The 21240-nt window shown below is 51.0% G+C and carries 21 protein-coding genes; 9 read left to right on the plus strand and 12 right to left on the minus strand.

Features of this window, described 5'->3' with window-relative positions; genetic code table 11:
- Positions 1–29: 29 nt before the first annotated feature.
- Positions 30–983, plus strand: a complete 954-nt coding sequence (locus EI42_RS10945; protein WP_111321792.1) for a LysR family transcriptional regulator — start codon at positions 30–32, stop codon at positions 981–983.
- Here the strand turns inward: EI42_RS10945 and EI42_RS10950 are convergent.
- From EI42_RS10950 to EI42_RS32445, 3 genes are all read right to left on the minus strand, one after another.
- Positions 949–1524, minus strand: coding sequence for a GNAT family N-acetyltransferase (locus tag EI42_RS10950; protein WP_111321794.1), 576 nt, complete (start codon positions 1522–1524; stop codon positions 949–951). The genes EI42_RS10945 and EI42_RS10950 overlap by 35 nt on opposite strands.
- A 22-nt stretch (positions 1525–1546) precedes the next feature.
- Positions 1547–2443, minus strand: a complete 897-nt coding sequence (locus tag EI42_RS10955) for an RNA polymerase sigma factor (RefSeq protein WP_346268189.1) — start codon at positions 2441–2443, stop codon at positions 1547–1549.
- 165 nt (positions 2444–2608) lie between these two features.
- Complete coding sequence (locus tag EI42_RS32445; protein ID WP_170142541.1) at positions 2609–2776, minus strand: hypothetical protein; 168 nt, start codon at positions 2774–2776, stop codon at positions 2609–2611.
- Between the two features lie 380 nt (positions 2777–3156).
- Here EI42_RS32445 and EI42_RS34310 point away from each other — a divergent pair, with 380 nt between their 5' ends.
- On the plus strand, positions 3157–3288 hold the full coding sequence (locus tag EI42_RS34310; protein ID WP_281279027.1) for a hypothetical protein: 132 nt from the start codon (positions 3157–3159) through the stop codon (positions 3286–3288).
- A gap of 259 nt (positions 3289–3547) precedes the next feature.
- A complete protein-coding gene (gene sugE, locus EI42_RS10960; RefSeq protein WP_111321798.1) occupies positions 3548–3871 on the plus strand; it encodes a quaternary ammonium compound efflux SMR transporter SugE in 324 nt (107 codons plus the stop codon).
- Between the two features lie 58 nt (positions 3872–3929).
- On the opposite strand, the gene EI42_RS10965 is transcribed toward sugE, so the two are convergent.
- Together EI42_RS10965 and EI42_RS10970 are read right to left on the minus strand one after the other, a co-directional pair.
- Complete coding sequence (locus EI42_RS10965; RefSeq protein ID WP_211326119.1) at positions 3930–6077, minus strand: argonaute/piwi family protein; 2148 nt, start codon at positions 6075–6077, stop codon at positions 3930–3932.
- Between the two features lie 113 nt (positions 6078–6190).
- Complete coding sequence (locus EI42_RS10970) at positions 6191–7165, minus strand: helix-turn-helix transcriptional regulator (RefSeq protein ID WP_111321801.1); 975 nt, start codon at positions 7163–7165, stop codon at positions 6191–6193.
- Positions 7166–7334: 169 nt separating this feature from the next.
- Here EI42_RS10970 and EI42_RS33850 point away from each other — a divergent pair, with 169 nt between their 5' ends.
- Both EI42_RS33850 and EI42_RS32450 read left to right on the plus strand, forming a co-directional pair.
- Positions 7335–8255, plus strand: a complete 921-nt coding sequence (locus EI42_RS33850; protein WP_246046531.1) for a Rid family hydrolase — start codon at positions 7335–7337, stop codon at positions 8253–8255.
- A 251-nt stretch (positions 8256–8506) separates the two neighbouring features.
- A complete protein-coding gene (locus EI42_RS32450; protein ID WP_211326120.1) occupies positions 8507–8716 on the plus strand; it encodes a hypothetical protein in 210 nt (69 codons plus the stop codon).
- 2 nt (positions 8717–8718) lie between these two features.
- Here the strand turns inward: EI42_RS32450 and EI42_RS10990 are convergent, their stop codons facing one another.
- Together EI42_RS10990 and EI42_RS10995 are read right to left on the minus strand one after the other, a co-directional pair.
- Positions 8719–9945 (minus strand): cytochrome P450 family protein, encoded by a 1227-nt coding sequence (locus tag EI42_RS10990; RefSeq protein ID WP_111321807.1) that lies wholly within the window; start codon positions 9943–9945, stop codon positions 8719–8721.
- 284 nt (positions 9946–10229) lie between these two features.
- Positions 10230–10970, minus strand: a complete 741-nt coding sequence (locus tag EI42_RS10995) for a GNAT family N-acetyltransferase (RefSeq protein ID WP_111321809.1) — start codon at positions 10968–10970, stop codon at positions 10230–10232.
- Between the two features lie 236 nt (positions 10971–11206).
- Between EI42_RS10995 and EI42_RS11000 the strand changes: the two genes are divergently transcribed.
- The gene (locus EI42_RS11000) at positions 11207–11443 is read left to right on the plus strand and encodes a hypothetical protein (RefSeq protein WP_111321811.1); all 237 of its coding nucleotides are present in this window, start codon (positions 11207–11209) and stop codon (positions 11441–11443) included.
- A gap of 99 nt (positions 11444–11542) precedes the next feature.
- On the opposite strand, the gene EI42_RS11005 is transcribed toward EI42_RS11000, so the two are convergent.
- Together EI42_RS11005 and EI42_RS11010 are read right to left on the minus strand one after the other, a co-directional pair.
- On the minus strand, positions 11543–12430 hold the full coding sequence (locus tag EI42_RS11005) for an LLM class flavin-dependent oxidoreductase (protein ID WP_111321813.1): 888 nt from the start codon (positions 12428–12430) through the stop codon (positions 11543–11545).
- A gap of 170 nt (positions 12431–12600) precedes the next feature.
- Entirely contained in the window at positions 12601–13035 is a 435-nt protein-coding gene (locus EI42_RS11010; protein WP_111321815.1) for a hypothetical protein, read from the minus strand.
- Between the two features lie 236 nt (positions 13036–13271).
- Between EI42_RS11010 and EI42_RS11015 the strand changes: the two genes are divergently transcribed.
- Complete coding sequence (locus EI42_RS11015) at positions 13272–14633, plus strand: hypothetical protein (RefSeq protein WP_111321817.1); 1362 nt, start codon at positions 13272–13274, stop codon at positions 14631–14633.
- A 200-nt stretch (positions 14634–14833) separates the two neighbouring features.
- Positions 14834–15901: an AI-2E family transporter gene (locus tag EI42_RS11020; protein ID WP_211326121.1), complete on the plus strand. Its 1068-nt coding sequence runs from the start codon at positions 14834–14836 to the stop codon at positions 15899–15901.
- 3 nt (positions 15902–15904) lie between these two features.
- On the opposite strand, the gene EI42_RS11025 is transcribed toward EI42_RS11020, so the two are convergent.
- The 3 genes from EI42_RS11025 to EI42_RS11035 form a co-directional block, all read right to left on the minus strand.
- Positions 15905–16843, minus strand: a complete 939-nt coding sequence (locus EI42_RS11025; protein ID WP_246046529.1) for an ADP-ribosylglycohydrolase family protein — start codon at positions 16841–16843, stop codon at positions 15905–15907.
- Positions 16844–16962: 119 nt separating this feature from the next.
- The gene (locus EI42_RS11030) at positions 16963–17667 is read right to left on the minus strand and encodes a DsbA family oxidoreductase (protein WP_111321820.1); all 705 of its coding nucleotides are present in this window, start codon (positions 17665–17667) and stop codon (positions 16963–16965) included.
- Positions 17668–17897: 230 nt separating this feature from the next.
- The gene (locus tag EI42_RS11035; protein ID WP_137686398.1) at positions 17898–19058 is read right to left on the minus strand and encodes a serine/threonine-protein kinase; all 1161 of its coding nucleotides are present in this window, start codon (positions 19056–19058) and stop codon (positions 17898–17900) included.
- Between the two features lie 693 nt (positions 19059–19751).
- Here EI42_RS11035 and EI42_RS11040 point away from each other — a divergent pair.
- Entirely contained in the window at positions 19752–21221 is a 1470-nt protein-coding gene (locus EI42_RS11040) for an APC family permease (RefSeq protein WP_170142544.1), read from the plus strand.
- The last annotated feature ends 19 nt before the right edge of the window (positions 21222–21240 follow it).

Genomic DNA, 21240 nt, shown 5'->3' on the forward strand with positions numbered 1-21240 from the left:
TTCAGTTTTGATAATAAGGAAAGCCTGCAATGGAACTGCGTCATCTGATTACCTTTCAAACGATTATTCAGGAAGGAAGCTTTCTTCGTGCAGCGGAGAAGCTTCAGTATGCCCAATCCACCATTACCCTGCATGTTCAGCAGCTTGAAGCCGACCTGGGGGCGAATTTGTTTGCCCGGCGAGGCAAGCGTGTGCAACTGACCGAGGCCGGTCGCGCTCTCCTTGAGCAGGCGGACGCGCTGATTCTCCGGGCGAAAGCCTTGCAGCAGACAATGAAAGATATCGTGCTTGGCAATGCCGGTCACATCCATATAGGTACTGTCACCTCTGGTGTCTGTTGTTGGCTCCCCTCGCTCCTTACCACCTTTTTAGAGGAGAGGCCGAATGTGCATGTGACCGTCGAAACTGGAACATCGCATCACCTCAACCAGCGGGTCGCCGCAGGCCTGCTAGACGTAGCCATCTGTTCATCACCAGAGGCTCACTTGAACCTCCTCTTTGAGCCCATGTTTACCGAATCGATGCTGCTGTTGTTGCCTGAGCAGCACCCGCTTGCGGCAAAAGAAGCGATCATGGTGCGAGATCTTGCGAATATGCGCCTTTTATTGAGCGGTCATGGGTGCTCGTATCGTCGTTTGATCGAGACAACGCTGATCCAGCGCGGGCTGAATCCTTTCGCGAAGATCGAGTTTGCAAGCTGGGAAATGCTCAAACAGGCTGTGTTGAGCGGGCTTGGGCTTGCGATTGTGCCAGCCAGTGCCATGAATTCCCTGCCTGCTGGACTCGTTCTACGCGAATTGGATAACGTCACGATGCAGCTTCCTATCGGGCTGGTCTACACGGCTGAGAAAAGCGAGCCCGTGGGGGCCCTACAGGCGTTCATGCACCTGCTACGCTCCTACCTGAAAAAGGATCAGGAAGCGCTTGAGGAGCTACGGTCGTCAACGCTCAAGCCTGATTCCGGGCAAGCCATTCCCGTTTAAGCAGGCCATAATAGGTCTCGTCCAGAAGCTCGCCTTCCTGGTCGTAGCGTTCGCGCAAGGTACCCTCATAGGTAAAGCCGAGCTTTTCAAGCAGCGTTTTTGAGGCAATGTTCTCGATGTCAATGATAGCTTCTACGCGGTGCAAGTTGAGCTCGGTAAAGCCAAAACTCAGCATAGCGGTCATTGCCTCAAACATGATGCCCTTTCGCCAGTGAGCTTGTGCGAGTTCGTAGCCAGTTTCCGCGACGCGATGTTCAGCCCTGAAGTGGTGAAAGCCACATATACCAATCAGCGTATCGTCGTTTTTCAAAGTGATGGCCCATCCAATTGCCTCGCGTTGTGTGTAGCTTTGCCGTGCCTGCTCTAGCTGGTCTCTGGCCTCATCCAGAGAGCGAAGAGGCGGGTGGCCGGAGTATTTCATCACCTCCTCATCTGATCGAATCGCGAAAAACTCCTTCAGGTCCTCAGGGCGAACTGCTCGCAGGCGAAGCCGCTCTGTTGTCAAGCTCGGGAACTGAGTAAAGGCCGTATCAATAGACATGAAACATCCTCCATTGTGCTTTTCAAGAAGGTCTGCGAGAGCTTAAAAGAAGCATACATTTCTGCTCAGGATAGCCCGTCTGCTTCGACGGTTGCGTACGGGCTTGCCTCTGCCGGGGAGCCGATTGCGACGTCTCCTCGGGTGATGGGCGCTGCTGCAAGCGAACCGGGAGAGGTTGGCTATAGATGTGAAAGAGCGTTCCGGCGATAGGTGGCATTGCCAGTTCATCCATCTCATGACGCCTATCCTGCAAGATACAATACTGGCACTGCTGTTGTAGCCGGCTCAGGATTCGACTGAGTTGTCGCTTGGTCGCGGCCTCACTTTTGCCAACAATCCGAGCAATTTCCGCGCTGGGCAGCCGAGCAGCAAAACGAAGAATCAGCATCTCGCGATCGGTCGGGGCAAGAGACTCGATCATCGTACGGATCTGTTGAAAGGTCTCGCGATGGATCAAGGCCTCTTCTGGCGTTTGCTCAGGCGCAATATTGTCGCCCATCTGTTCCCAGGAGACCGCTGGATGGGTAGTACGATGGAAATCGATCAGGCGATACTGCGCGATCCCGAAGAGCCAGGTGGCGGGTGTGCCTCGTTGCGCATTATATGTATGTCGCTGTTTCCATGCTTGCAAAAAGACCTGTTGTGTTAAATCGGCAGCATCGTCTTCATGCTTGAGATGCGCAAAGAAATAGCGATAGATATGCGTCGAATATTGCGCATAGAGTGTATCGAAAGAAGGGAGTCCCTTCTGAGTCTGTGGTGCTGGACTATCTGAGAGAACGATAGCTCTGATCCTCCTTTTTTGTCTTATCTTTATATACGAAGCTCTGGGGAAATGGGGACATCGAAAATGACCAATTTTGGAAAGAAGCAAAAAATTTGTTTGCGGGTGCTCGGCTTCGTGGACAGAAAGAAGCAATGGGAAGAAATCCGCTATAGAAGATGGGCCGCCCTTTCCCTCTGTTTCTCATTCCCGAAGGATGCTTCGGGCGGCGGCAGTGAGAAACGTTTTCTCTACAGAGGCGTGCTAACAACAGATAAAAGAACGTGATTTTGTGAGCATGTAGAGAAAATAGGCTGATGGTTAATGTTGAGAACCGCGTTCTCTGTTTGGTTGTCTGGTAGAACCATTCCGAGAGGTGTTGTCTTCCTGGTTCTGTGCTTCATTGGCTTTCATGCGCAATGCCGCTTCTCTATTGATGGGAATAACTTTCGATGTTTTCCCTCGACTCCCTGACTGGCGTTTTGCCATAGGAGACCTCCTTTCTCTATAGTAGATAGTGTGAGTCAACTATCTCTGCTTTTACGATACTCATCGTGCCAAATAGGCGGTTCTATTGGCCGTGCCTTTTTCCTTTATGGTGGAAAAGGGATGGATCATTGTTCTCTTATGAGACGGAAAACGCTCACAGAGTTGTTAACGGTCATCAAAATGCGACATACTGATTTTTAGTGTAAGAAAGAAGAAAAAGTTATTTTGTTGTATAGAAAGCAATAACGAGATCAACGTATCATTCCTCTGGCCCATTGCCTGACTGCACCCTCACATCTACCGCAATAGATGTAGAAGAAGAATGAAACTCTTCTTGTTGATTTGCGTGTATAAGAAGCTGACAGAGATGGAGCTGCTTCATGCCCGCTGATACAATCTCTTGTGAACTGGATATCCTTGTTGAGCCGTGCGCTGGCGACGCGGTGCGCCTGCATTTGCTTGAGGATAGACGCTCTGTGAGCTGGCTTCAGATCAACCATCATATCATGTGAGTGGGCAAGTGCTCTGTTGCCAGTTGGCTGATGGATGTAGAAACCAGGCAAGGGGCGCTGTGTCCGGGAAGCAGCCATACGCTGGATGCGTGTTCTTGCCTTGCTTCACGGTATCACCGATTTGTACCCGAAATTTGGCTATATCGGAGTCGATAGTGCAGTGTTTTGGCTGAAGGGATTCAATCATTTTGTGTGACTGGGACAATACCTGTAAAGATCATTGTGACTCGAGAGATGGTATGAAAGAGATACAATTGCTATGGCTTGGATTATCCTTATCATCGCAGGACTGTTCGAGATTGTTTGGGCGGTTGCTTTGAAAGAGAGCGCGGGCTTCAGTAAGCTGGTTCCAAGCATTATCACCGTTATCGGTATGGCTATCAGTATCTGGCTGCTTGCTCTGGCAATTCGATCGCTTCCTGTAGGAACCGGATATGCTGTCTGGACGGGCATTGGAGCCCTGGGAACGGCCATTATTGGTATTCTCTTTTTGCATGAAAGTACCAGTATCCCGCGACTCATTTTCCTGACTCTGCTGATTACCAGCTTGATCGGACTAAAACTCAGTACGCCCGAAGGCTGAAAGCGGAACACATCCGCTATAGCGTAATTGTACTTCTGCTATAGAAGCGCTCCCCACATTAGAAGGGAAACGCTTCTTGCTTCTGTACGGGCTTGATGCCTCGCAGGAGAAGGGACGCAAAAATGTCGCTATAGTGGATTGTGACCGGGAAACGTGATCGCGTCTGAACATCAGCGTGCAACAGAGTAAAGGAAAGGACGGAATGAAGCGCTTGTTCTATGGAAAGAGGCGGCTCTGTTCGGATGTGAAGTGGCTCTACAGGCGCTTCCTGTGCGGATGGCTGAGCAGTCACAAGCAAGGCCTGTTGCTCATCAAGCTTCAACGCGCATCCTGCTGATGGGTGTATTGCCTGTGCCTGCCTGTCTGCTGATAGCTCGTCTGCGCTGAGCTCGACACCGTAGAGATGTGGTATCCCGGTTCTGAGAATCTCGACCGACAGAAATTGGGCCTGAATATGGGCTCCCCAGGCCTGTAGCGCCTGTTTTTCATTTCCTCGGAATGGACCATCACGATGTATAACAACTCGCTTCCCCTGAAAGAGCGTTGCCGGGAAGAGTGCCTGTATTGCATCAGGTATAGTTTCCTCTCCTTTGATGCTGCAAAGTTCATAACGGAGAAACTCACCGGTATTGCGGAAGATGCGTGAAATTGCAGTCATCGGTATTTCATCGTCCGGTTGCTTGCTGGTTGGGCGAGCGACATCAAAGCCAACGACCATATCGGTGTAGGAAAGCGGCGTTCCAAGTGCGTGTGGCGTACCTCCAAGCTTGTTCAGGATCGAGAGCGCGATAGCGTTTTCTCCATGTGTAAGTGTCGCCTGGTGCACGATTTGTCCTGAAACGCCCAGAGCGATCGTTAACGCGGTAAAGAGATCTGCCAGACCCCATTGTTCCGCCTCCCGTCCTGGCTCATCGGGCAGAAGCGCCAGGATGAGATCAGCACCGCGCTCATGAAGATAGTGTAACGCTTCTTCCAGTGATTTGCGAGAGAAAGTCTGTAAAGAAGCAACTCCGTTATAGCGGGCAGGAACTCGATACAGGCGTAACGTTTGATGGAGCTTTTCGAGAAATTTCCGATAAGGACTATCTGGAAGCGCGTTCAGCACTCCAATTGCAACAGGCTTTTTGAGTGAAGCGTGCTTGTAAACACCGTATTGCTGGATCTGCTCCTGTAGTGCACTGACTTCACAGGTATGATTCTGACCGACACGAACAGTGGGCGTAAAGTGAAGGTCCGCCGTATCCAGAAAGGACGCTGAGTGGCGCTGTGAGCTATATGCGGGGCCAAGCAAGCCGCGTTTGCGCCCGATCCTGACAACCTCTTCCAACATTGTCGAGCTGCCTGCTGGCGTAAGACGAAGAGCGGCTTCAGCCTGCTCTGGATCGATGCCGAGGCGCTCATAATCCGCTGGTCGAGCCAGGATGCGGAGCGCTCTGGCAACATAATCATAGGTTCGGCGATGGGTATAGATTCGGACGACTATTTCATCATCTGCTGCTTGCTCAATAAATCGTTTTGAACGCTCTTTTGGCTTAAAAGCAAGCAGACGTTCGCGATGCTCTGCAACGGGACCGACAATATCCATAACGGTTCCCTGCATGGTGGAAGCCCGATCAGCGACCATAAAATGAAGGATTGCATCGGCAGAGTCGACATTTTTGAGATATGATTGAAGATCATAGATCGTTTGTAGTCGCGAACGAATCGAGATCGAAAGAGCCGGTTGTCCCCAGATAGTCCAGCCGCGAACCTCACATTCTCGCGTAACCAGCGTTCTGTTGAGATTATGCGCAAACCGGGCTAAAGCAGCGTCTACGTCATCTCTCAGCTCGGGCCAGAGCGCCCGTGCCGCGAAGTCGGCCTGAGCTTGCGGCGTTGGCTGCCAGCCGGGCACCGGTTGAAGTGCGAGCAGGCTTGCGAACGCCTCTGAAGGATCATTCCGAAGTGTTTCTACAAATGCTTGAATATCCTCTACGGGAGTATCCGTCACAATGTATGGCGTGGACCATGCCCATCGTCCTGAGAATGCTTTTTTCAAGCGATAGGGAAGTTTTCCGCCAATAGCGGCGAGCTCCTCGTCTGCTGTCTGCAATTCATACGCCAGCAGCTCCGGGATTGCCTGAGGCTGAACGGGAAAGAGTTCACTGATAACAACCGGCTTCATCTGCATGCTATACCTCTCCCACTTGTAAATAATGCTATGCATCCCCTGCGTGAGGAAGCGAAGGCAGATATCTGCCTTCCTCTTCTCTATTCTGAAATGGCCGCCAGAAAGTGGAAATGTTTTTGCCTGTTGTCACTATAGAGGAATTTTTCTTCTCATTCTCGCTGTGGCTCGGGAGGGACGGTATCGGCGATCTGCAACAGGTTTTGTCCGAGCTTGCGTATAGCGTCACGTAGCTCCGGAGGCTGATGGACGACAAAAGGAAAACCTATAACAAGCAGGTAGCGAGCCAATTCATCCAGGCTAAAATACGTGGTTTCAAAGAGCGTTCCCGCTTTCGTCGGCGTTAAGGTACCATAGGACGAGGGGATTTTATGTCGCACCAGATGCAGTGCAGCCTGAAACTCAACCTGGACGTGCCAGCGAGCCGGGACGGCCAGAAAGTGCTTGTGAATAAACTCCTGATAATCGAAGCTCTCATCCTTCGCGAACTTGTCTGCAAGGACCTCCATGCGCTGGATGCGGTCAAGGCGAAACTGTCGATAATCTTTTCGTAAGCGACAGTAGGCGACAAGGTGCCAGTGCCCGCGCCAACCAAGCAGGCCATAAGGCTCAACTTCCCGTTGAGTGATAACATTATAATGCGAACAATATTCCAGCGCGACGATATGTTGTTCGTGGATGGCTGTACTGAGTTTCACTAATAGTGAGGCATCAGGGCGTGTCTCGTTTTGATGAGGGGAAAGCATAATGTTTGATGAGATCGCCTGTAGACGCTCGCGACCATGAAACGGGAGGACGCGATAGACCTTTGCAAGCGCTCCTTCAACTGCAACTGGAGAGATCTCAATCTCAAGCCAATGTGCGCCCAGGAGACCGAGAACTACTGCTGTGGCCTCTTCTTCTGTGAAAAGCAAGGGAGGAAGCTTAAAACCAGGACGTAAACGATAGCCGCCGCCCGGTCCCCGAGCCCCTTCAATGGGCATACCCATATCTTGAAGCATCTGAATATAGCGGCGGATGGTGCGAGGTTCGACCTCAAGGCGCTGTGCCAGTTCCTCTCCACTCATAGAAGGGCGCGTTTGCAGTAATTCTAGAATTGTCAGCAAGCGAGTTGTTGGGCTATACATTATTTCTATCTCCATGCTCTAGATTGCGCAGGTATATGGCTCATCTCAAGTATGCCTGAAATGGTCCCATTTCTGCAAGAGGAACGAGCAACCTCGTGCAATCAGGGCGGAATATGCCCTCTTTCTTCTGTATACTTACATACAGAAAACACCCAACAAGGAGACTATTATGATCGAACATTTGAACCCTGAGACACTCCATAGAAATATGGCTTTTACGCAGGCTGTAAGTGTGACTGGACCGGTGAAAATGGTGTATATTGGTGGGCAGAATGCAGTAGATCAACAAGGGAATATTGTTGGAAAGGGCGATGTGCGGGCTCAGACTCAACAGGTGCTGGAGAATATAGAGAAGGTGCTGACTGCGGCTGGAGCGCGGCCAGAGCATATTATTAAATGGACCGTCTTGCTGGTTCAGGGGTGTCCGCTTCAGCCCGGTTTCGAGGCCTTTCAGCGCTTCTGGGGGGAACCGTCCAAACCCGCCAATCATTTCGATGTGTTATGTCGCTGGTCTGGCGCATCCCGATTTCCTGCTAGAAATAGATGCTGTCGCTGCCGTTCCTCTATTGGACGAATCCGCGAAGTAGGACTATTGCTGAAGGATTGTGAGGCTATAGTGAACACGCATAATGAACAGAAAGAAGTATATCTATACGAACCCTTACGCGAACAGCGTGTTGTTGGGCAGACAAAAAAAGCAGGCTTCCAGATAGGAGTACGGAGAACGATTGCAGTATCAGTTGAGGATGCGTGGGCAATGCTGACATCCGCTGAAGGGTTAGGGCTCTGGTTAGGAGCGCCCCTTCAACTGGAGCCAGGAGCTTCCTATCAGGCGTCAGATGGGGCTACAGGCACGGTAAGCGTCGTCAATCCTGAAGAGAACATCCGGCTGACATGGCTTCCCCGGCTTCATTGGCCGCGTGCGTCAATAGTTCAGGTGCGTGTTATTCCAAATGGTGCAAAAACGGTGATCAGTTTTCATCAGGAGCACTTGCCCGGTCCCTTCGAGCGGGCTCGGATGCGCGAGCACTGGACGAAGGTGCTTGATGCTCTGCAAGCCTCTCTGGGAAAAAACAGGGAAAGCATATAAGCTATATCAGCATTCACTTGTGCCTGAAAAAATAGCTCTTCTCCTTTCAAAATCGATAGTAAGGAAAAACTCGAAGGGGAGTGAGATATGTTATACCGATGTACAGTCATCAGCTTGATAAGAGTTTATATAGCGAGAAGAAGAGAGATAACAGGATAGCTCTTCCGAACAGGGAAAGTGGCTTCTGGAGCGGGTCACAACCGAATCGACTCGAAAAAGAGAGACGTCCGATGCGAGGTTGCAAGCTGCACTTGTCATTACACTATGAACCTGAATTGTCCTCTTGTACCGATGATAGGTCTCCTGTGGCTAATGAAGATGTTGAAGATCTGTTGTCTCTCTTGCAGGAGATACTGGAAATGCTGCTTTTTGAGCAGGAAGCGATCGGCTTTTCTCCTCGCTCCTTATTGAGAACAAGCAGGCAAGAGAACACGATGGACGAGCTTTCCTGCCTGCTTTAAAGCTAGAATTCGAGCGGTAGGCTGCGAAGCGCACGGAATTTTGACCCGCTCCATACGAGTTGTTCAGGAGGGACAGCCAGGCGCAAGTGAGGGAGACGCCGAATCAGCGTTCCAATCGCAATCTGACTTTCCTGGCGGGCTAAAGGCGCTCCCAGACAAACGTGAATGCCTTTGCCAAACGCGACATGTTTGTTTTCTTCCCGGGTAATATCCAGCTTTTCGGGATGCTCGAATACATCAGGATCAAGGTTAGCCGCTGTCAGTCCGACGAGCACGATATCACCCTTGCGAATCTGCTTGCCATAGAGTGTTGTGTCTTCCATTGCCCAATGGGATCCGGCTGCAAAGATTGGTCCAGTATAGCGTAATAATTCTTCTATAGTGGATGGAAGCAGCGACGGGTCTTGCTGAAGCAGTTGTAATTGATCCGGGTGCAGCAACAATTCGAGGACGCCGTTTGCAATCAGATTGACCGTCGTCTCATGCCCGGCAACGATAAGCAAGAATATGCTTGAAATGAGCTCATTTTCACTTAATTTATCTTCCTGTTCCCGGGCCTGAACCAGTACACTGATGATGTCATCCCCCGGATTCTGGTGTTTTTCCTCGATTAAGCGCTGAATATAGCTAATAAATTCTTCTAAGGGAGCATTCAGAGCTGCGAATTCCTCGGGCTTTTGAGGTGGTACGATTAATAGTTGTGTCCAGTGGCGGAACTGCTGGCGGTCCCTGGCAGGAATGCCGAGCATCTCACAGATGACTGTAATTGGGAGTGGATAAGCGAACTCAGAGATCAGCTCGATTTTCCCTTTGTCCTCAACAGCATTGATCAATTCATCCACAATTTGTTGCATTCGTGGTCGCATCTGCTCGATCATGCGTGGAGTAAAGGCTTTCGCAACCAGCTTACGCAGACGTGTATGATCGGGAGGATCGACCGCGAGCATATCGCGCCGTTGCAGTACATATTGCTCAAGCGCAGAATGGTACCTGGTTGTCTGTTCCTTTTCTTCTGGCGACAGGAGTTTCAACCTGTCCCTCGTGAAGGGATGAGGATCTTTAAGCAGCGCAATAGCGTCCTCATAGCGAGTGAGCAGCCAGAATTTGCCTATACTCGGGTACTCACCGAGGTCGATAATTGGCCCCTGTTCGCGCAATTGCTTGTAAAACCTGATAGGATCTCTCTTTGCTTCGAGAGAAAACAGGTCGTTAACTGTTACGTTCCTCATTTTTTCCTTCTTCTGTCGGACCTTTTGCATCCGGCAAGCGTTCTCATCTGATCTTGTTGACTGAATGAGTTTATTCAGTCATATCGTTTTGATACTCGAAGTATAGTCCGAAAGAGGAAGGGCTGTCAAGAGAAAAGTGAGTACTATCCTCCTAATTTGGAGGAGCTCGTTTCCTTGCAGAGTGTGCTTGCGAGGTAATGAAGACTTGGAGAAAGAGGATAGGCTGAGCCCGAGAATAGCCGGACTCAGCACCAGAAGAGGATGACTATGTATTGATTTATAGATCAGGAGATCTGATGCTGCATCCACACGTTTGGTTCGATATAGATGCCTTCGTTGCGCTCATGCGAGAGCTCAAGCGGGACGAGCGCCTCGGGGATAATATAAGCACCGCTTTGTGGAAGTTTCATCCCGCTCCAACGCTCCCAGTCTTGCACCGTGCCGGGAATAACCATCGAGCGCGGCGCAACTTTGAGTATACGCGCTCCCAGACGGGCATGAACCCGCATCCAGGGATCGAAGGGCAGGCCATCTTCTCGTGTCCATCTGATATAATCTTCCATCGGGATAAGCGGGTAGCGGCTTTTGAGTGAGGGCCGAACTGGCGCGATGAGAGAGGTATAGCCATAGTGTTGCGCCAGTGCTCGCATGCCCTGCACTATCTGTGTACTGAGCTTTTGTCCTCGGAACGAAGGCCGAATCACAATCGCCAGTGCTGAGAGTGTGTTCGGTTTCCTGTTCTGATGCGGGGTTGTTCCTTGAATGAGCGCGTCTTCCCAGCTTTCTGGAAGCCCTTCAATGGTGCCATCCCAGTAGAGCGGGACCGTATAGCCCGCGGCGATTACCTGATTCTCCTTATTAGAGAGCATGAGCTGATACTGAGGGAGTGTCTCGCACAGGAAAGGCCAATGTTTGTCGGCGACCGGATCGTTGGTCATGAAGGGGGGCCAGCCCTCGTTATCAAGCGGGCCGAGCTGTGCACGAAGATGCGGGCTATCGCGTATCGTGGTTAGCGTATAGTTCATATTCTATCCTTTCTTGAATGGGTTCTCCTGTTATTATGCGCGAAATCAGTGTGATAGTGCAAGAGAGTATTGCACTATTTTACATTTAGAGTGACTTATGCATCTTTCTGTTGAATTGAGCGAGACAGGGAGCCTGCCATGCTTTATAATGAGGGTGTGAAGCCTCTTCAAATGTTGCGATACGGAATGGAAGGGGTTGTGCAAGCGGTACAAGAGTAAACGAGGAGAAGATATATATGAATCATGAAGAGATTCAGAGGTTCTTTGAACATCTGGTTGAAACAAAGGCAATCTGCCAGCTTACACCGGGCATTCGGATGCAGGTTGAGGAGGTCGATATGCATTACGACAAAGAGAAGAATCTTCATGTCGTGATTACAGTAGGAGACGAAGATTATAACGACTATTTTGAGATGATCTTTCCTGCGCAGGAGAAAAAGCAGGCCCCTTCCTCGAAGAAGCCTCGCCGTTAAATGATATTCTCTCTGTAAAAGAAGGAGCAGGCTCCTTCAGGAAAAGTCGTGTAAAAGGGATGGAGGAGACGCAAGATATACTTCGCCTTCTCCACTTTTTTATTGAAAGCGAGGTAATACCTCTTTTAGCAGTAATTCTGCTGTGGTCATATCGTCGAAAGAGTTGCACCCAAGCATAAATGTATCAATACCGAGATCGATGTACTGCTGAAGCTGTGCCGCGATCTGGTCGGGAGTGCCTGTTAAGCCACGATCATGTAGCGTGCAGGCCTCTTGTTCGGTGGCCACGCAGGTGCAGCGTCCGAACCAGCTCCGCTGCACGCTGGAAGGATCACGTCCGACTTTCTGGCATTCCTGTTCAAGTACCTTTGCTCGCGCGGCATAATCTTCGGGGGTGAGCCAGGGAGCATTCCAACCGTCTGCATAGCGAGCAACAAGGTGTAGCAAGCGTGTGCCCTTGCCTCCTATAATGATGGGTGGAATGGGGTCCGGCTTTGGCTCGCAGTACGCCGCCTGGACTGAGAAGTGTTTTCCCTGGAAGGTTGTTTGCTCCTGGGTCCAGAGCGACTTGACGATCTGCAAAGTCTCTTCAAGCTGCTCAACGCGCACCCGTGGGGAAGGAAACGGATAGCCGTACGCACGATATTCTTCCTCATGCCAACCTGCGCCAATGCTGAGGAGAAAGCGCCCGTTACTCATATATTGCAGGGTTGTAGCCATTTTTGCCAGCAGTGCAGGATTGCGGAATGACTGGCAAAGGACCATATGGCCTACTTGAAATTGAGGATATTGGGCAGCAAGATAGGTCAGGGTTGTCCATCCTTCAAGAACCGCTGACGAGCCGAATTGCAGGTGATCGACAAACCAGAGCGAGTCAACGACGCCATCCGCAAGTTCGATTTGCTTCTGTATCATCTTATGGAATTGCTGCTGAGAGATACCCTCGGTTGGTCCAACAGAGAGAGCCCAGCCGAACTTAACTGTCATATTAACCTCCTCGTGATGACTGCCTTCCTGCTTGTTTCTTTTGTGACTCAGAAAGCAAGAAGGCAGACGGAATATGGAGTCTCAGTTCCCTTTATGGTGTATTCGGGCTGTTCGATTTTTATTATACTCTATGGACCTGTGCTGCTGCGAGAAGAAACGCGTCTCTTCTCTTAATGTGCTTGCTTGTAGCGTGCCAATTCCCGACGCTGCTGCAAGAGAGTGGAGAACTGGAGCAGTGCGAACGCCTCGACGATAAGGGCGATCAGGATGACAAAGCCCTTACCCCAGAGCGTGAGCGGTGGTAGTTGAACAAGCAGCAGAATGATACTCGCGAGCACCCAGGCATCATTGATGCAGATCGTTATCAGGCCGTTTCGCGGGTGTACTTCGGGCCCTCTGCTGATGAAGAGCAACCAGGCAACATAGAAGAACAGGCCAATTCCTACAATGATTGGGAAGATAGGATCTGTGAATCCCAGAATGGAAGCAAGCGGGCTGATGCCGACACCCAGAAACAGGAATGCGCCTAGAAGAGAAGTTGCGGCATCAAGTTGTATAAAGAGTTTCAGCCTGGAAGATGTGGAACGAATAGAGTGCTGTGCCATCTATCGAAGTCCTTTCCTGTTGTATACTTGCTCAGAAGCTTTCATTTCGCTTGGTCACGCTTCTGATCTACAATCAGCATAGTGGTAAAAGCACTGCCATTCCCAGTCAAAGCACTGCCATATACTGCCAATTTTTTAGGTAGTACCAGAAAAAAACTCATACTTGACAGATTTCATACAGACTGCGATAATCGGAGAAACGTTTGTACTAAGTTTGTGATGTGGGAGCGTATGGTATGACGGGTTATTTTGCCGCAGGCGCAGGAGTGCTCGAAATCCTCTTTTTCGGTCTGTCGCTCTGGCTTGGAACTTACCTCTTCAGTCGAAATGTGAAGAGCACGCGTGTCGGGCTGGTTGGGGCAGCACTGATCTCTTATGCACTGGCCGCTGGCTGCATGTACCTCGAACCCATTGCTCCCTTTTCACATGCGATATTGGCTGTTCCCGCACAATTGTTGCTGTTGTTGCCTTCCTTACTCTGTGCTGCGATGCTGATCTGTACTCGCGTCGAGAATCTGTTTGGGGTTGCTCGTCAGGCCTTTTTCAGCGGGCTTGGTGTGCTTGGCTGGTTTGTGGCGTGCGGCGGTATATTCTTCTTTTTGCATCCATTGATAGCTCTGGGCGCTGCTTTGTTGCCTCTTGTGGCTGCGCTGGTGCTCTGCTGGCGGCACCTCCGGGACAAGCAGCCGCTTTTGTTCGTGCTGCTGGCTCTGATCTGTACCTCTGCTTTTCTTGCGGTATCGTGGCCCCTTGCTTGCTTGCCAATGGGGATCAATCTACTGATGCTTGGCTGGCTGGTTGCCGCGCAAGACGCTGTAGAGCAAGGGGAAGCATTCCTGCCCGATGTGTTTCGGTCGTTTGATTATTCATTGTTGCTGGCCCTGCTCTTTGGAGGACAGGTCGCGCTGCTCTTCTGGATAGGAGAGAAGGTAGAGTTCCCGCTTGCGCTGCTCCTGCTGAGTATCATTGCAACTTCTATTCTGGTACAGGTGTTTTCTCGTTCTGCTCGAAAAATAGCAGAGAGAATTGCTTTCAGTACATTCCCACAGGTGCGTGAGGCGCGGGCTGAACTGCATGATGCTGCCGATGCTCTCCCGCGAATCAATCAGCAAATAGACATATTGAACACTGACTCCGAAGAATTCGTGCGTTTGACGCGACGAGCGTTGAGCAACTTTGGTGATCTGCAACGGCTGGCAAGCAGCCCCCTGACGAGGCTTCCACAGGTGCAAGAGCGGCTCGCTGCCCGGGGGGCGAAAGATGATGTGCTGGAGCGAGCTACCGAGCTGAAGGCCCTGTTAAGTGAGAGCATCGAGCGGCTGAAACCGCGTGCGAAGGGCGACTTTGGCACCAGCGACGAATGGCGCTATTATAACGCGCTCTATTTCCCCTATGTAATGGGTATCAAGCCGTATAGTCGGCGTGGTTCCTCCGATCCGCCTGATCCCACGACTCGCGAGGCGCTTGAGTGGTTTCGGTTGCAGGTCCCCGAGCGCACGCTGTATAACTGGCAGAATAAAGCGGCCCGGCTCATTGCTGCTGATCTCCGAAATCAATGTAAGTTACTATTGCCTGAAGCAGCTCGGGAAGCCGGGTGAAGCCTCTCTAACCTCTTCTTTGAGAAAAGCGCTCCCGTTATTGTATTCCCTTGCTCGTACAATGGAAAAGAAAAGAGAAGCGCGACCGCTAGACAGAAAAAATCAAGTAGGTCTGCCGTACTCTCCTGGATGCGCGAAGAGAAAGAGGGGATAGAAAGGTGAATGCGTCACAGCAAGAAGAACCATACACTGATTCAACTGTGTTCTGGTACCATCGATTTGTAAAAGGGGCAGCTCTGCTGGTCTGGATCGCAATAGCCGGAGTGGTGTTCTGGCTGGCCGGGCGTGTGGGGCAGGCGCTTCTGTTGCTCATTTTGGGTGCACTGATCGCTCATATTTTGGCGCCGCTAGTTCGCTTTTTTCAGCGTTGGTTACCGCGCTGGCTCTCGATCGTGCTGGTGTATATCTTGATTCTCTCGTTTGTCTGTGTCCTGCTCTTCTTCATTATTAGTGCAGCCATTCGGGAACTATCGCTTTTCATTGGCTGGATGAAAGCGTACCTGTCTTCGGGGCGCGGCCTGATTCCTCAGCCGATACTCAATTATATGAGTAAACTGGGTATCTCGCAGGAGCAACTCCAGCGTATGGGAGAGCAGTGGTTCTCACAGATCCAGGGGATTTTGAGCTCGATTTTCCCGTTGTTGAGCAATACGTTTGTACTTTTTATCAATACTGTGCTGGTTATCATGCTCAGTATCTATTTCCTGTTAAGCGGTCCTGTTATCACACACTGGTTGACGAGCCGGACGCCGAACCGCCATCAGCGCAACATTGCTTTTGTGCTGCAAACAACCGGGCGTATCATCGGTGGCTATATACGTGGGAATCTCTTGCTTGGTGCTGCCATGAGTATTCTGACGGGAATCGGACTCTTTCTGCTCGGCGTTCCATACGCATTTTTGCTAACAGTGCTGGCTTTTGTCCTGGAATTTGTGCCGGTGGTTGGTGTCTATATTATGGGTGGAACAATTGTCCTGGTTGCCCTGACAAAGAGCCTGCAAACGGCGGTGCTGGCGCTGGTGCTGGTGATTCTATTGCAGAATATTGAGAATAACATTCTGGCACCGCGTATTATCGGGCGCGTTGTGGGTCTGAATCCTATTTTGACGGTCTTTGCGATTGTGGCAGGGACCAATCTTTTTGGCGTTGCGGGCGCTTTTCTGGCTGCTCCGGTAGCGGCAGTGCTTCAGGAGCTGCTGAAGGCAGGCTGGAACTACTGGCGTGAAACGCATCCCGAACAATTTCAGAATGAGCAACCGGGCAACTGAGCGCTACTCGGCCTGTTCTTGGAAGGGCCAATCAGGGAGCGGCTCGCGTACCTGTCTCCACGCCTCAGGAATGCCCTCAACGCCGGTTGCAAGCACGACGATGCCTCCGACAATCGCGCACGTGGTGTCAACATCGCCCCCGGCACTGGCTGTCAGCAGAATGGCTTGCTTATAGTCTCCGAGGTGCTCGCCGGCACACCAGAGCGTAAACGGGACAGTATCCTGTGCCGAAACCAGGCTGCCGTTACCAAGCATTGCAACCACTGCATCAAGCGCCGTTTTTTCCGAGATATCTCGGGCCAGCCGTAGTTTTCGGCGCAGTTCGCTGGTTGGCACAAAGGGAAGGACAAGGTCAATAAATTCGCTACGTGTTGGCAGTTGAGCCTCATCACGTAGGCTCCATGCGTGTGCGGTGGCAACCGCGACGGCAATGGCTCCCGCGACACCTTCCGGGTGCGTGTGGGTGACTTCGGCAGAGCGTGCGGCCTGGATGACGACCTCCTCCATTGATCCGGCAAAATAGGCACCAACCGGCGCAACACGCATTGCTGCCCCATTTCCATATGATCCCTGACCTTCAAACTGGTTGCTTGCTCCATCTTTCCAGGGAAGCCCGCTCTGAAGCGCTCTGAGTAGCTGGTGCATGGCCGGACCATAGCCGCGCCGGGGATCATAACGCTGTGCAAAACTGCGGGCCAGTTGATCCTGCTGGATATACCCGTATTGCCGGAGTATCGACACGATTGAGAGTGCCATCAGCGTATCATCGGTGAATGGCTTGGGTGGCGTTTTGGCCTGGTAGGCTGCTTCCACATGTTCGAGGATAGACGGATTGGAGAAGAGGCGTTCCCCAAAAGCATCCCCAACTGATAGCCCCTCAATTGCGCACAGGACGCGTTTCATTCGTTCATTATGGTTTGCTGGTAGTTGTACCTCGTGCATCTTTCACTCCTTCCTCTACCATCAACACTGTAAACCACCCATCAGGCGGCTGTCAAGCTTTTCCGATTTCTCAACAAAAGGAGGCTGCTTCAGCATCGTGAAGCAACCTCGGCTGCTTGTTAGAGTGGGCAGCTTCCGCCTTCACAGGTTCCTTCTGCCTCAGAAGCGAGTTCAAGTCCGGTCGACGGGTGTGTTTCGGCCCATGCAGTCTCAAGTACTTTCAAGAATACTTCGGATGTTTGTGCTCCAGAGATGCCATACTTTTCATCAATGACGAAAAACGGAACGCCGGTAATACCAAGCAGCAGCGCCCGCTGCTTATCGGCATTTACCTCATCCATATAAGCGTCACTATCCAGCACAGCCTGTACCTCGTCGGGGTCAAGGCCTACCTCAACCGCGAGTTCAAGCAGCGTCGTAGGGTCGCTGATAGAGCGGTGTTCAGAGAGGAACGCCGTCCAGAGTCGATCCTGCATTGCTTCCTGTTTCTTCTGTCTGGATGCCAGGTGGACAAGCCGATGAGCAGTTCGAGAGTTGACCAGTCGTATCCCTTCAAGATGATAGTTCAGCCCTTCTTGTCGCGCGAGCTCTGTGACATAGGTGAGCATTGCTGAAACCTCTTGAGCACTTCTACCGGTACTGCGTGCTGTACGCTCTTCAATGGTTTCCTGCGAATCAGCGGGAAGACTCGGATCAAGCTCGAAGCTGCTGAAACTGATCTCTACCTGATCCCGGTATGGAAAACGTGCAAGTGCCGAGCGGAGACGCTGTTTCCCGATGTAGCACCAGGGGCAGAGAATATCTGAAAAAATCTCGATTTTCATATTTTCTGCTTCTTTCTGTGACTGTGGTGGTAGCAGTGAACCGGTTCTTGTTCTTAACTATACGGAGGTGAGGGGTCTTTTACAAGAAGGCACTTTTTAGTGGTATAGGCACCTGGAAGATACTATCTCTTTTGGTAGTGGAGAAAACAGGGAGAGAGCCCGGACAGCACCGTGTACCTGGCTCTCTTTTTACTGAAAAAAAGGCTATATCAGGCTATTCCTCTTTTTCGTTACAGGAAGAACACCATCACAAGGATGCTCAGGAACAGGCAGCCTCCCCAGAGGGCGGCGAAAAGATAGTGATTGCGGTTCGGTATTGGGGGCAGGCTTTCCGGTTCGGGAAGAATGCTCTTTTCGTCCTTCCCTTCTTTCTCCTCTAATGGTGCAATATTTTGTAAGTATTTCGCAAAAAGATCCTGAGTGGCGTCTCCTTGTGGTGTAACTGGTGGGACGCTGATCGGCGTCGGTATTGGGCCGGGGGCTACCGGTGGGATGGAAACGCTGCGCAGGGCGCGTGCACAAAGACGAAGCTGCTGTGCCAGATCGGCGGGTGTTGTGTAGCTTCGGGGGTCATGCAGTCCGCGCATAATGACAGCCTCCGTTTGCTCTGAAATGGCAGGATTGAGCTTGCGGATTGGTTGAAGCATATTTTTATCTGGCTGTTTGCCTGTCAGCGCGATATATGCAGTGACCAGTAACATGACAAGGTCGGTCTGGATGAAGCCGGGCTGAGGCTGCTGCTGAAGGAAGCTGAAGAGAAGCGGGGAGAAGCGAAGCAATTGCCAACCGCTCCCCTTTGCATCGGAGAACAAATTGATGGTGTTTGGCTTGATACGGCCGTGCGCCAGCGGTGACTGCTGACGTGCAAGCAGCTCAAGCACATCGAGAATCGCGAGACAACCATCCAGCACTGTGAGCTCAGGGAGCACGCCACCTGTTGTCAGGCGCAAGGACTGGCTGAGCAGTGTGCCAGCCGGTTGCTCAAACACGAAATAGGTATGATTGTTCTCAAGAAACATGTCGTGCAGTGCAGGAATACGTGGGTGTGCTGAAAGCGCGACAATGCTTTTCATCGCTGCCTGCACATATGCTTGAGGGACATTGTTTCCTGCCGGAAATGAGGCTTCACAAATAGTGACATGCTTATTTGTCTGTAATGTATCTTGTGCAAGCAACCATACTTCCGTAGAGCCATTTGTCCACTGTTGTTTGTCTATCTGGTCGATGACTCGGTAACGACCAGAGCCAAGCAGCCTGACATCAGGCTGCAACGGTGTCAGCGCCTTTTTTTGATGAGTGAGTGGCCGGGATCTGGGAGCCTGGGTGTATGTACAGCGCGGGCATGGCTCACCAACACGATACCCCTCATAGTGGCATTGTGGGCAACTCATACTTTCTCCTGAATAAAGAACTGTCGGGTGCCCGTTGCCTTTCTTCAGGAAGAATTCGCTTTTTACTCAATTGGTCATGGCTTGCACCGACAGGGAGGGTGCAGTCATGGTCGTAGAAAGGGATGCTTTTTCTATAGGGACTGGAAGACAGGGTATGAAGTGAGGGTACTCGATTGCTCTCTGCATGTCAAGGAGAGTAGGTAATGATTCCTGTATGCAGGGATTTGTTCCTCTGATATATGGGTACTTTATCCCTGCTTTCTCATCCTATAACCTGGTATTTCTAGAGGCGTTGTCGTCATCTGAGAGAGAAACAGACAGCTTTAGTGCAAGAGAGATGTGACAGAGTGACCTTAAAAAAGGGTAGGTAATTCTTCCTAACATATATTTTCTTCTTAAAATTAACTGTTGTAGTTCTTTACAAAAAGGTACTAATATGTTTATATACAGGAGAAAGCATAGTAACAAGGGTGCCAGCAAAAAAACAGGTAGATTTTATCGTCTCTGGACTCTCCTGCTTAATATGAGTATGCTTGAAATAGCAGGCTGAGGGTCGGTCCCGTGTGCCAGTAGGGACGGCGATACAAATCAGCAATCGCTTTGGTGAAAGGGAAACGCAGGAGAATCAACGCGGGGAATGAGAAGGCAGGGAATAGTATTGTTCTTTTTCCCATGCGAAGAGGCCTAGTGTATATGCGTGAACGAATTCCTACTTTAACATCAGAAAACTACGTTCGGCGTGTTCTGCCGCCCGTATTGACGAATTTTGACTTCACCATGTCCTTTATGATGGTGATGTTTTTCGTCTCGAACCCGGTCGGTACCATCGCTTCTGGGGCGGTCTCCCTCCTCTACTGGGGGATCGGAGCGCTGATCTTTTTCATTCCCTGTGTGCTGGTTGTCGCTCAATTGTGCGCCTGGTTTCCTGTTAATGGTTCATCCTATAACTGGACACATAAGGCACTTGGTGGCTTCTGGAGCCTGTTTGCTGCTGTGACGTTCTGGATACCCGGTGTTGTGGCGATGGTCAGTGCAGCCAGTATCGGGATCACCATTGTGCAGAGTATCAATCCGCATTTATTAGTAGAGCCCTGGCAACAGGGACTCGCTGTGATCGCGATTCTGATTTTTGCCTGTCTTATCTCTCTTCAACCGCTGCGAACGTTTCAGCACGTTGTGAACTTTGTGACGCCTCTAACCTATGCAGTGGTGTTACTGCTGGGTATTGCGGCGGTCGTCTGGCTGCTTGGTGGCCATTCCAGTGCTACCCCGTTGTTGAACCCGGCAACCTGGGCGATCACGCCAGATAACTTCAAGCTGTTTGGTATTGTCGTGCTGGCGTACCTGGGTGCAGACGTGCCTGTGATTGTGCTTGGCGAGGCGAAACAGCCAGAGAAGGGCTATCGTCATTTCCTCTGGGGCACGCTTGCTGTGCTAGGGGCTTATTTTATTCTGACAATGGCCTTGCTGGTTGTGATCGGTCCCGAGGCGGCAACGCTCAGTAACGCGTCGATTCTGATTGCCCTTGAGCGCCTGTTTGGCCCGGTGGTTGCACGTATTGCTGCTGCTTGTCTGCTTGTGTTCTTTCCATTATTTGTCGCACTGACCGGGAGCCTGTTCGCTCGTTTGTTGATGACGATTAGCGCAGATCGCCGTTTGCCGATCGGTCTGGTTCGCCTGAATAAGCATCGAGTGCCTGTCAATGCCATTCTCACACAAACTGCCATTGCTATCGGGTTTACGCTCTTGCTGTACTTCGTGCCTTATGTTTTTTCAATGGCTGAATCCGCAAATCTTGCGCTTGAAGTGCAGGTGATCACGCTTTCGGTGCTGGTGTTGATCTGGGCTGTTTCTTCCGCTTTTCTCTTTATCAGCTTGCTCGTGTTGATGAAACGCTATCCTGAGCTGTTGAAGAAAGGGCTGATTGTGCCGAAATGGCTGCTTCAGACCTGCTGCTATGTGGCGCTGATTGCCTGCGCGGTTGCAATAGTCAACACGCTTGCCTATAACCAGCTTGCTCCGTTGATTAATGACATGATGTGGCGTGTCTTTGTGGGCAGTCTGACGGTGGTGTGTCTGTTTGTGGCGTACTTTGGCTGTGTCTTTGCGACCACCGAGGCGGCATGGCAGGACAAGATTCATGAGGTTGAATCTGGTTTTTAGCGAGAAAAGATTGACAATA

Origin of the sequence: Thermosporothrix hazakensis, from assembly GCF_003253565.1 — a bacterium.
Taxonomy (GTDB): Bacteria; Chloroflexota; Ktedonobacteria; order Ktedonobacterales; family Ktedonobacteraceae; genus Thermosporothrix; species Thermosporothrix hazakensis.

Bases quoted from the DNA above. Each gene is read 5' to 3' on its own strand.
- EI42_RS10945 (WP_111321792.1), top strand. From the start codon at position 30: ATGGAACTGCGTCATCTGATTACCTTTCAAACGATTATTCAGGAAGGA.
- EI42_RS10950 (WP_111321794.1), bottom strand. From the start codon at position 1,524: ATGTCTATTGATACGGCCTTTACTCAGTTCCCGAGCTTGACAACAGAG.
- EI42_RS32445 (WP_170142541.1), bottom strand. From the start codon at position 2,776: ATGGCAAAACGCCAGTCAGGGAGTCGAGGGAAAACATCGAAAGTTATT.
- EI42_RS34310 (WP_281279027.1), top strand. From the start codon at position 3,157: ATGCCCGCTGATACAATCTCTTGTGAACTGGATATCCTTGTTGAGCCG.
- sugE (WP_111321798.1), top strand. From the start codon at position 3,548: ATGGCTTGGATTATCCTTATCATCGCAGGACTGTTCGAGATTGTTTGG.
- EI42_RS10965 (WP_211326119.1), bottom strand. From the start codon at position 6,077: ATGCATAGCATTATTTACAAGTGGGAGAGGTATAGCATGCAGATGAAG.
- EI42_RS10970 (WP_111321801.1), bottom strand. From the start codon at position 7,165: ATGTATAGCCCAACAACTCGCTTGCTGACAATTCTAGAATTACTGCAA.
- EI42_RS33850 (WP_246046531.1), top strand. From the start codon at position 7,335: ATGATCGAACATTTGAACCCTGAGACACTCCATAGAAATATGGCTTTT.
- EI42_RS10990 (WP_111321807.1), bottom strand. From the start codon at position 9,945: ATGAGGAACGTAACAGTTAACGACCTGTTTTCTCTCGAAGCAAAGAGA.
- EI42_RS10995 (WP_111321809.1), bottom strand. From the start codon at position 10,970: ATGAACTATACGCTAACCACGATACGCGATAGCCCGCATCTTCGTGCA.
- EI42_RS11000 (WP_111321811.1), top strand. From the start codon at position 11,207: ATGAATCATGAAGAGATTCAGAGGTTCTTTGAACATCTGGTTGAAACA.
- EI42_RS11005 (WP_111321813.1), bottom strand. From the start codon at position 12,430: ATGACAGTTAAGTTCGGCTGGGCTCTCTCTGTTGGACCAACCGAGGGT.
- EI42_RS11010 (WP_111321815.1), bottom strand. From the start codon at position 13,035: ATGGCACAGCACTCTATTCGTTCCACATCTTCCAGGCTGAAACTCTTT.
- EI42_RS11015 (WP_111321817.1), top strand. From the start codon at position 13,272: ATGACGGGTTATTTTGCCGCAGGCGCAGGAGTGCTCGAAATCCTCTTT.
- EI42_RS11025 (WP_246046529.1), bottom strand. From the start codon at position 16,843: ATGCACGAGGTACAACTACCAGCAAACCATAATGAACGAATGAAACGC.
- EI42_RS11030 (WP_111321820.1), bottom strand. From the start codon at position 17,667: ATGAAAATCGAGATTTTTTCAGATATTCTCTGCCCCTGGTGCTACATC.
- EI42_RS11035 (WP_137686398.1), bottom strand. From the start codon at position 19,058: ATGAGTTGCCCACAATGCCACTATGAGGGGTATCGTGTTGGTGAGCCA.
- EI42_RS11040 (WP_170142544.1), top strand. From the start codon at position 19,752: ATGCGTGAACGAATTCCTACTTTAACATCAGAAAACTACGTTCGGCGT.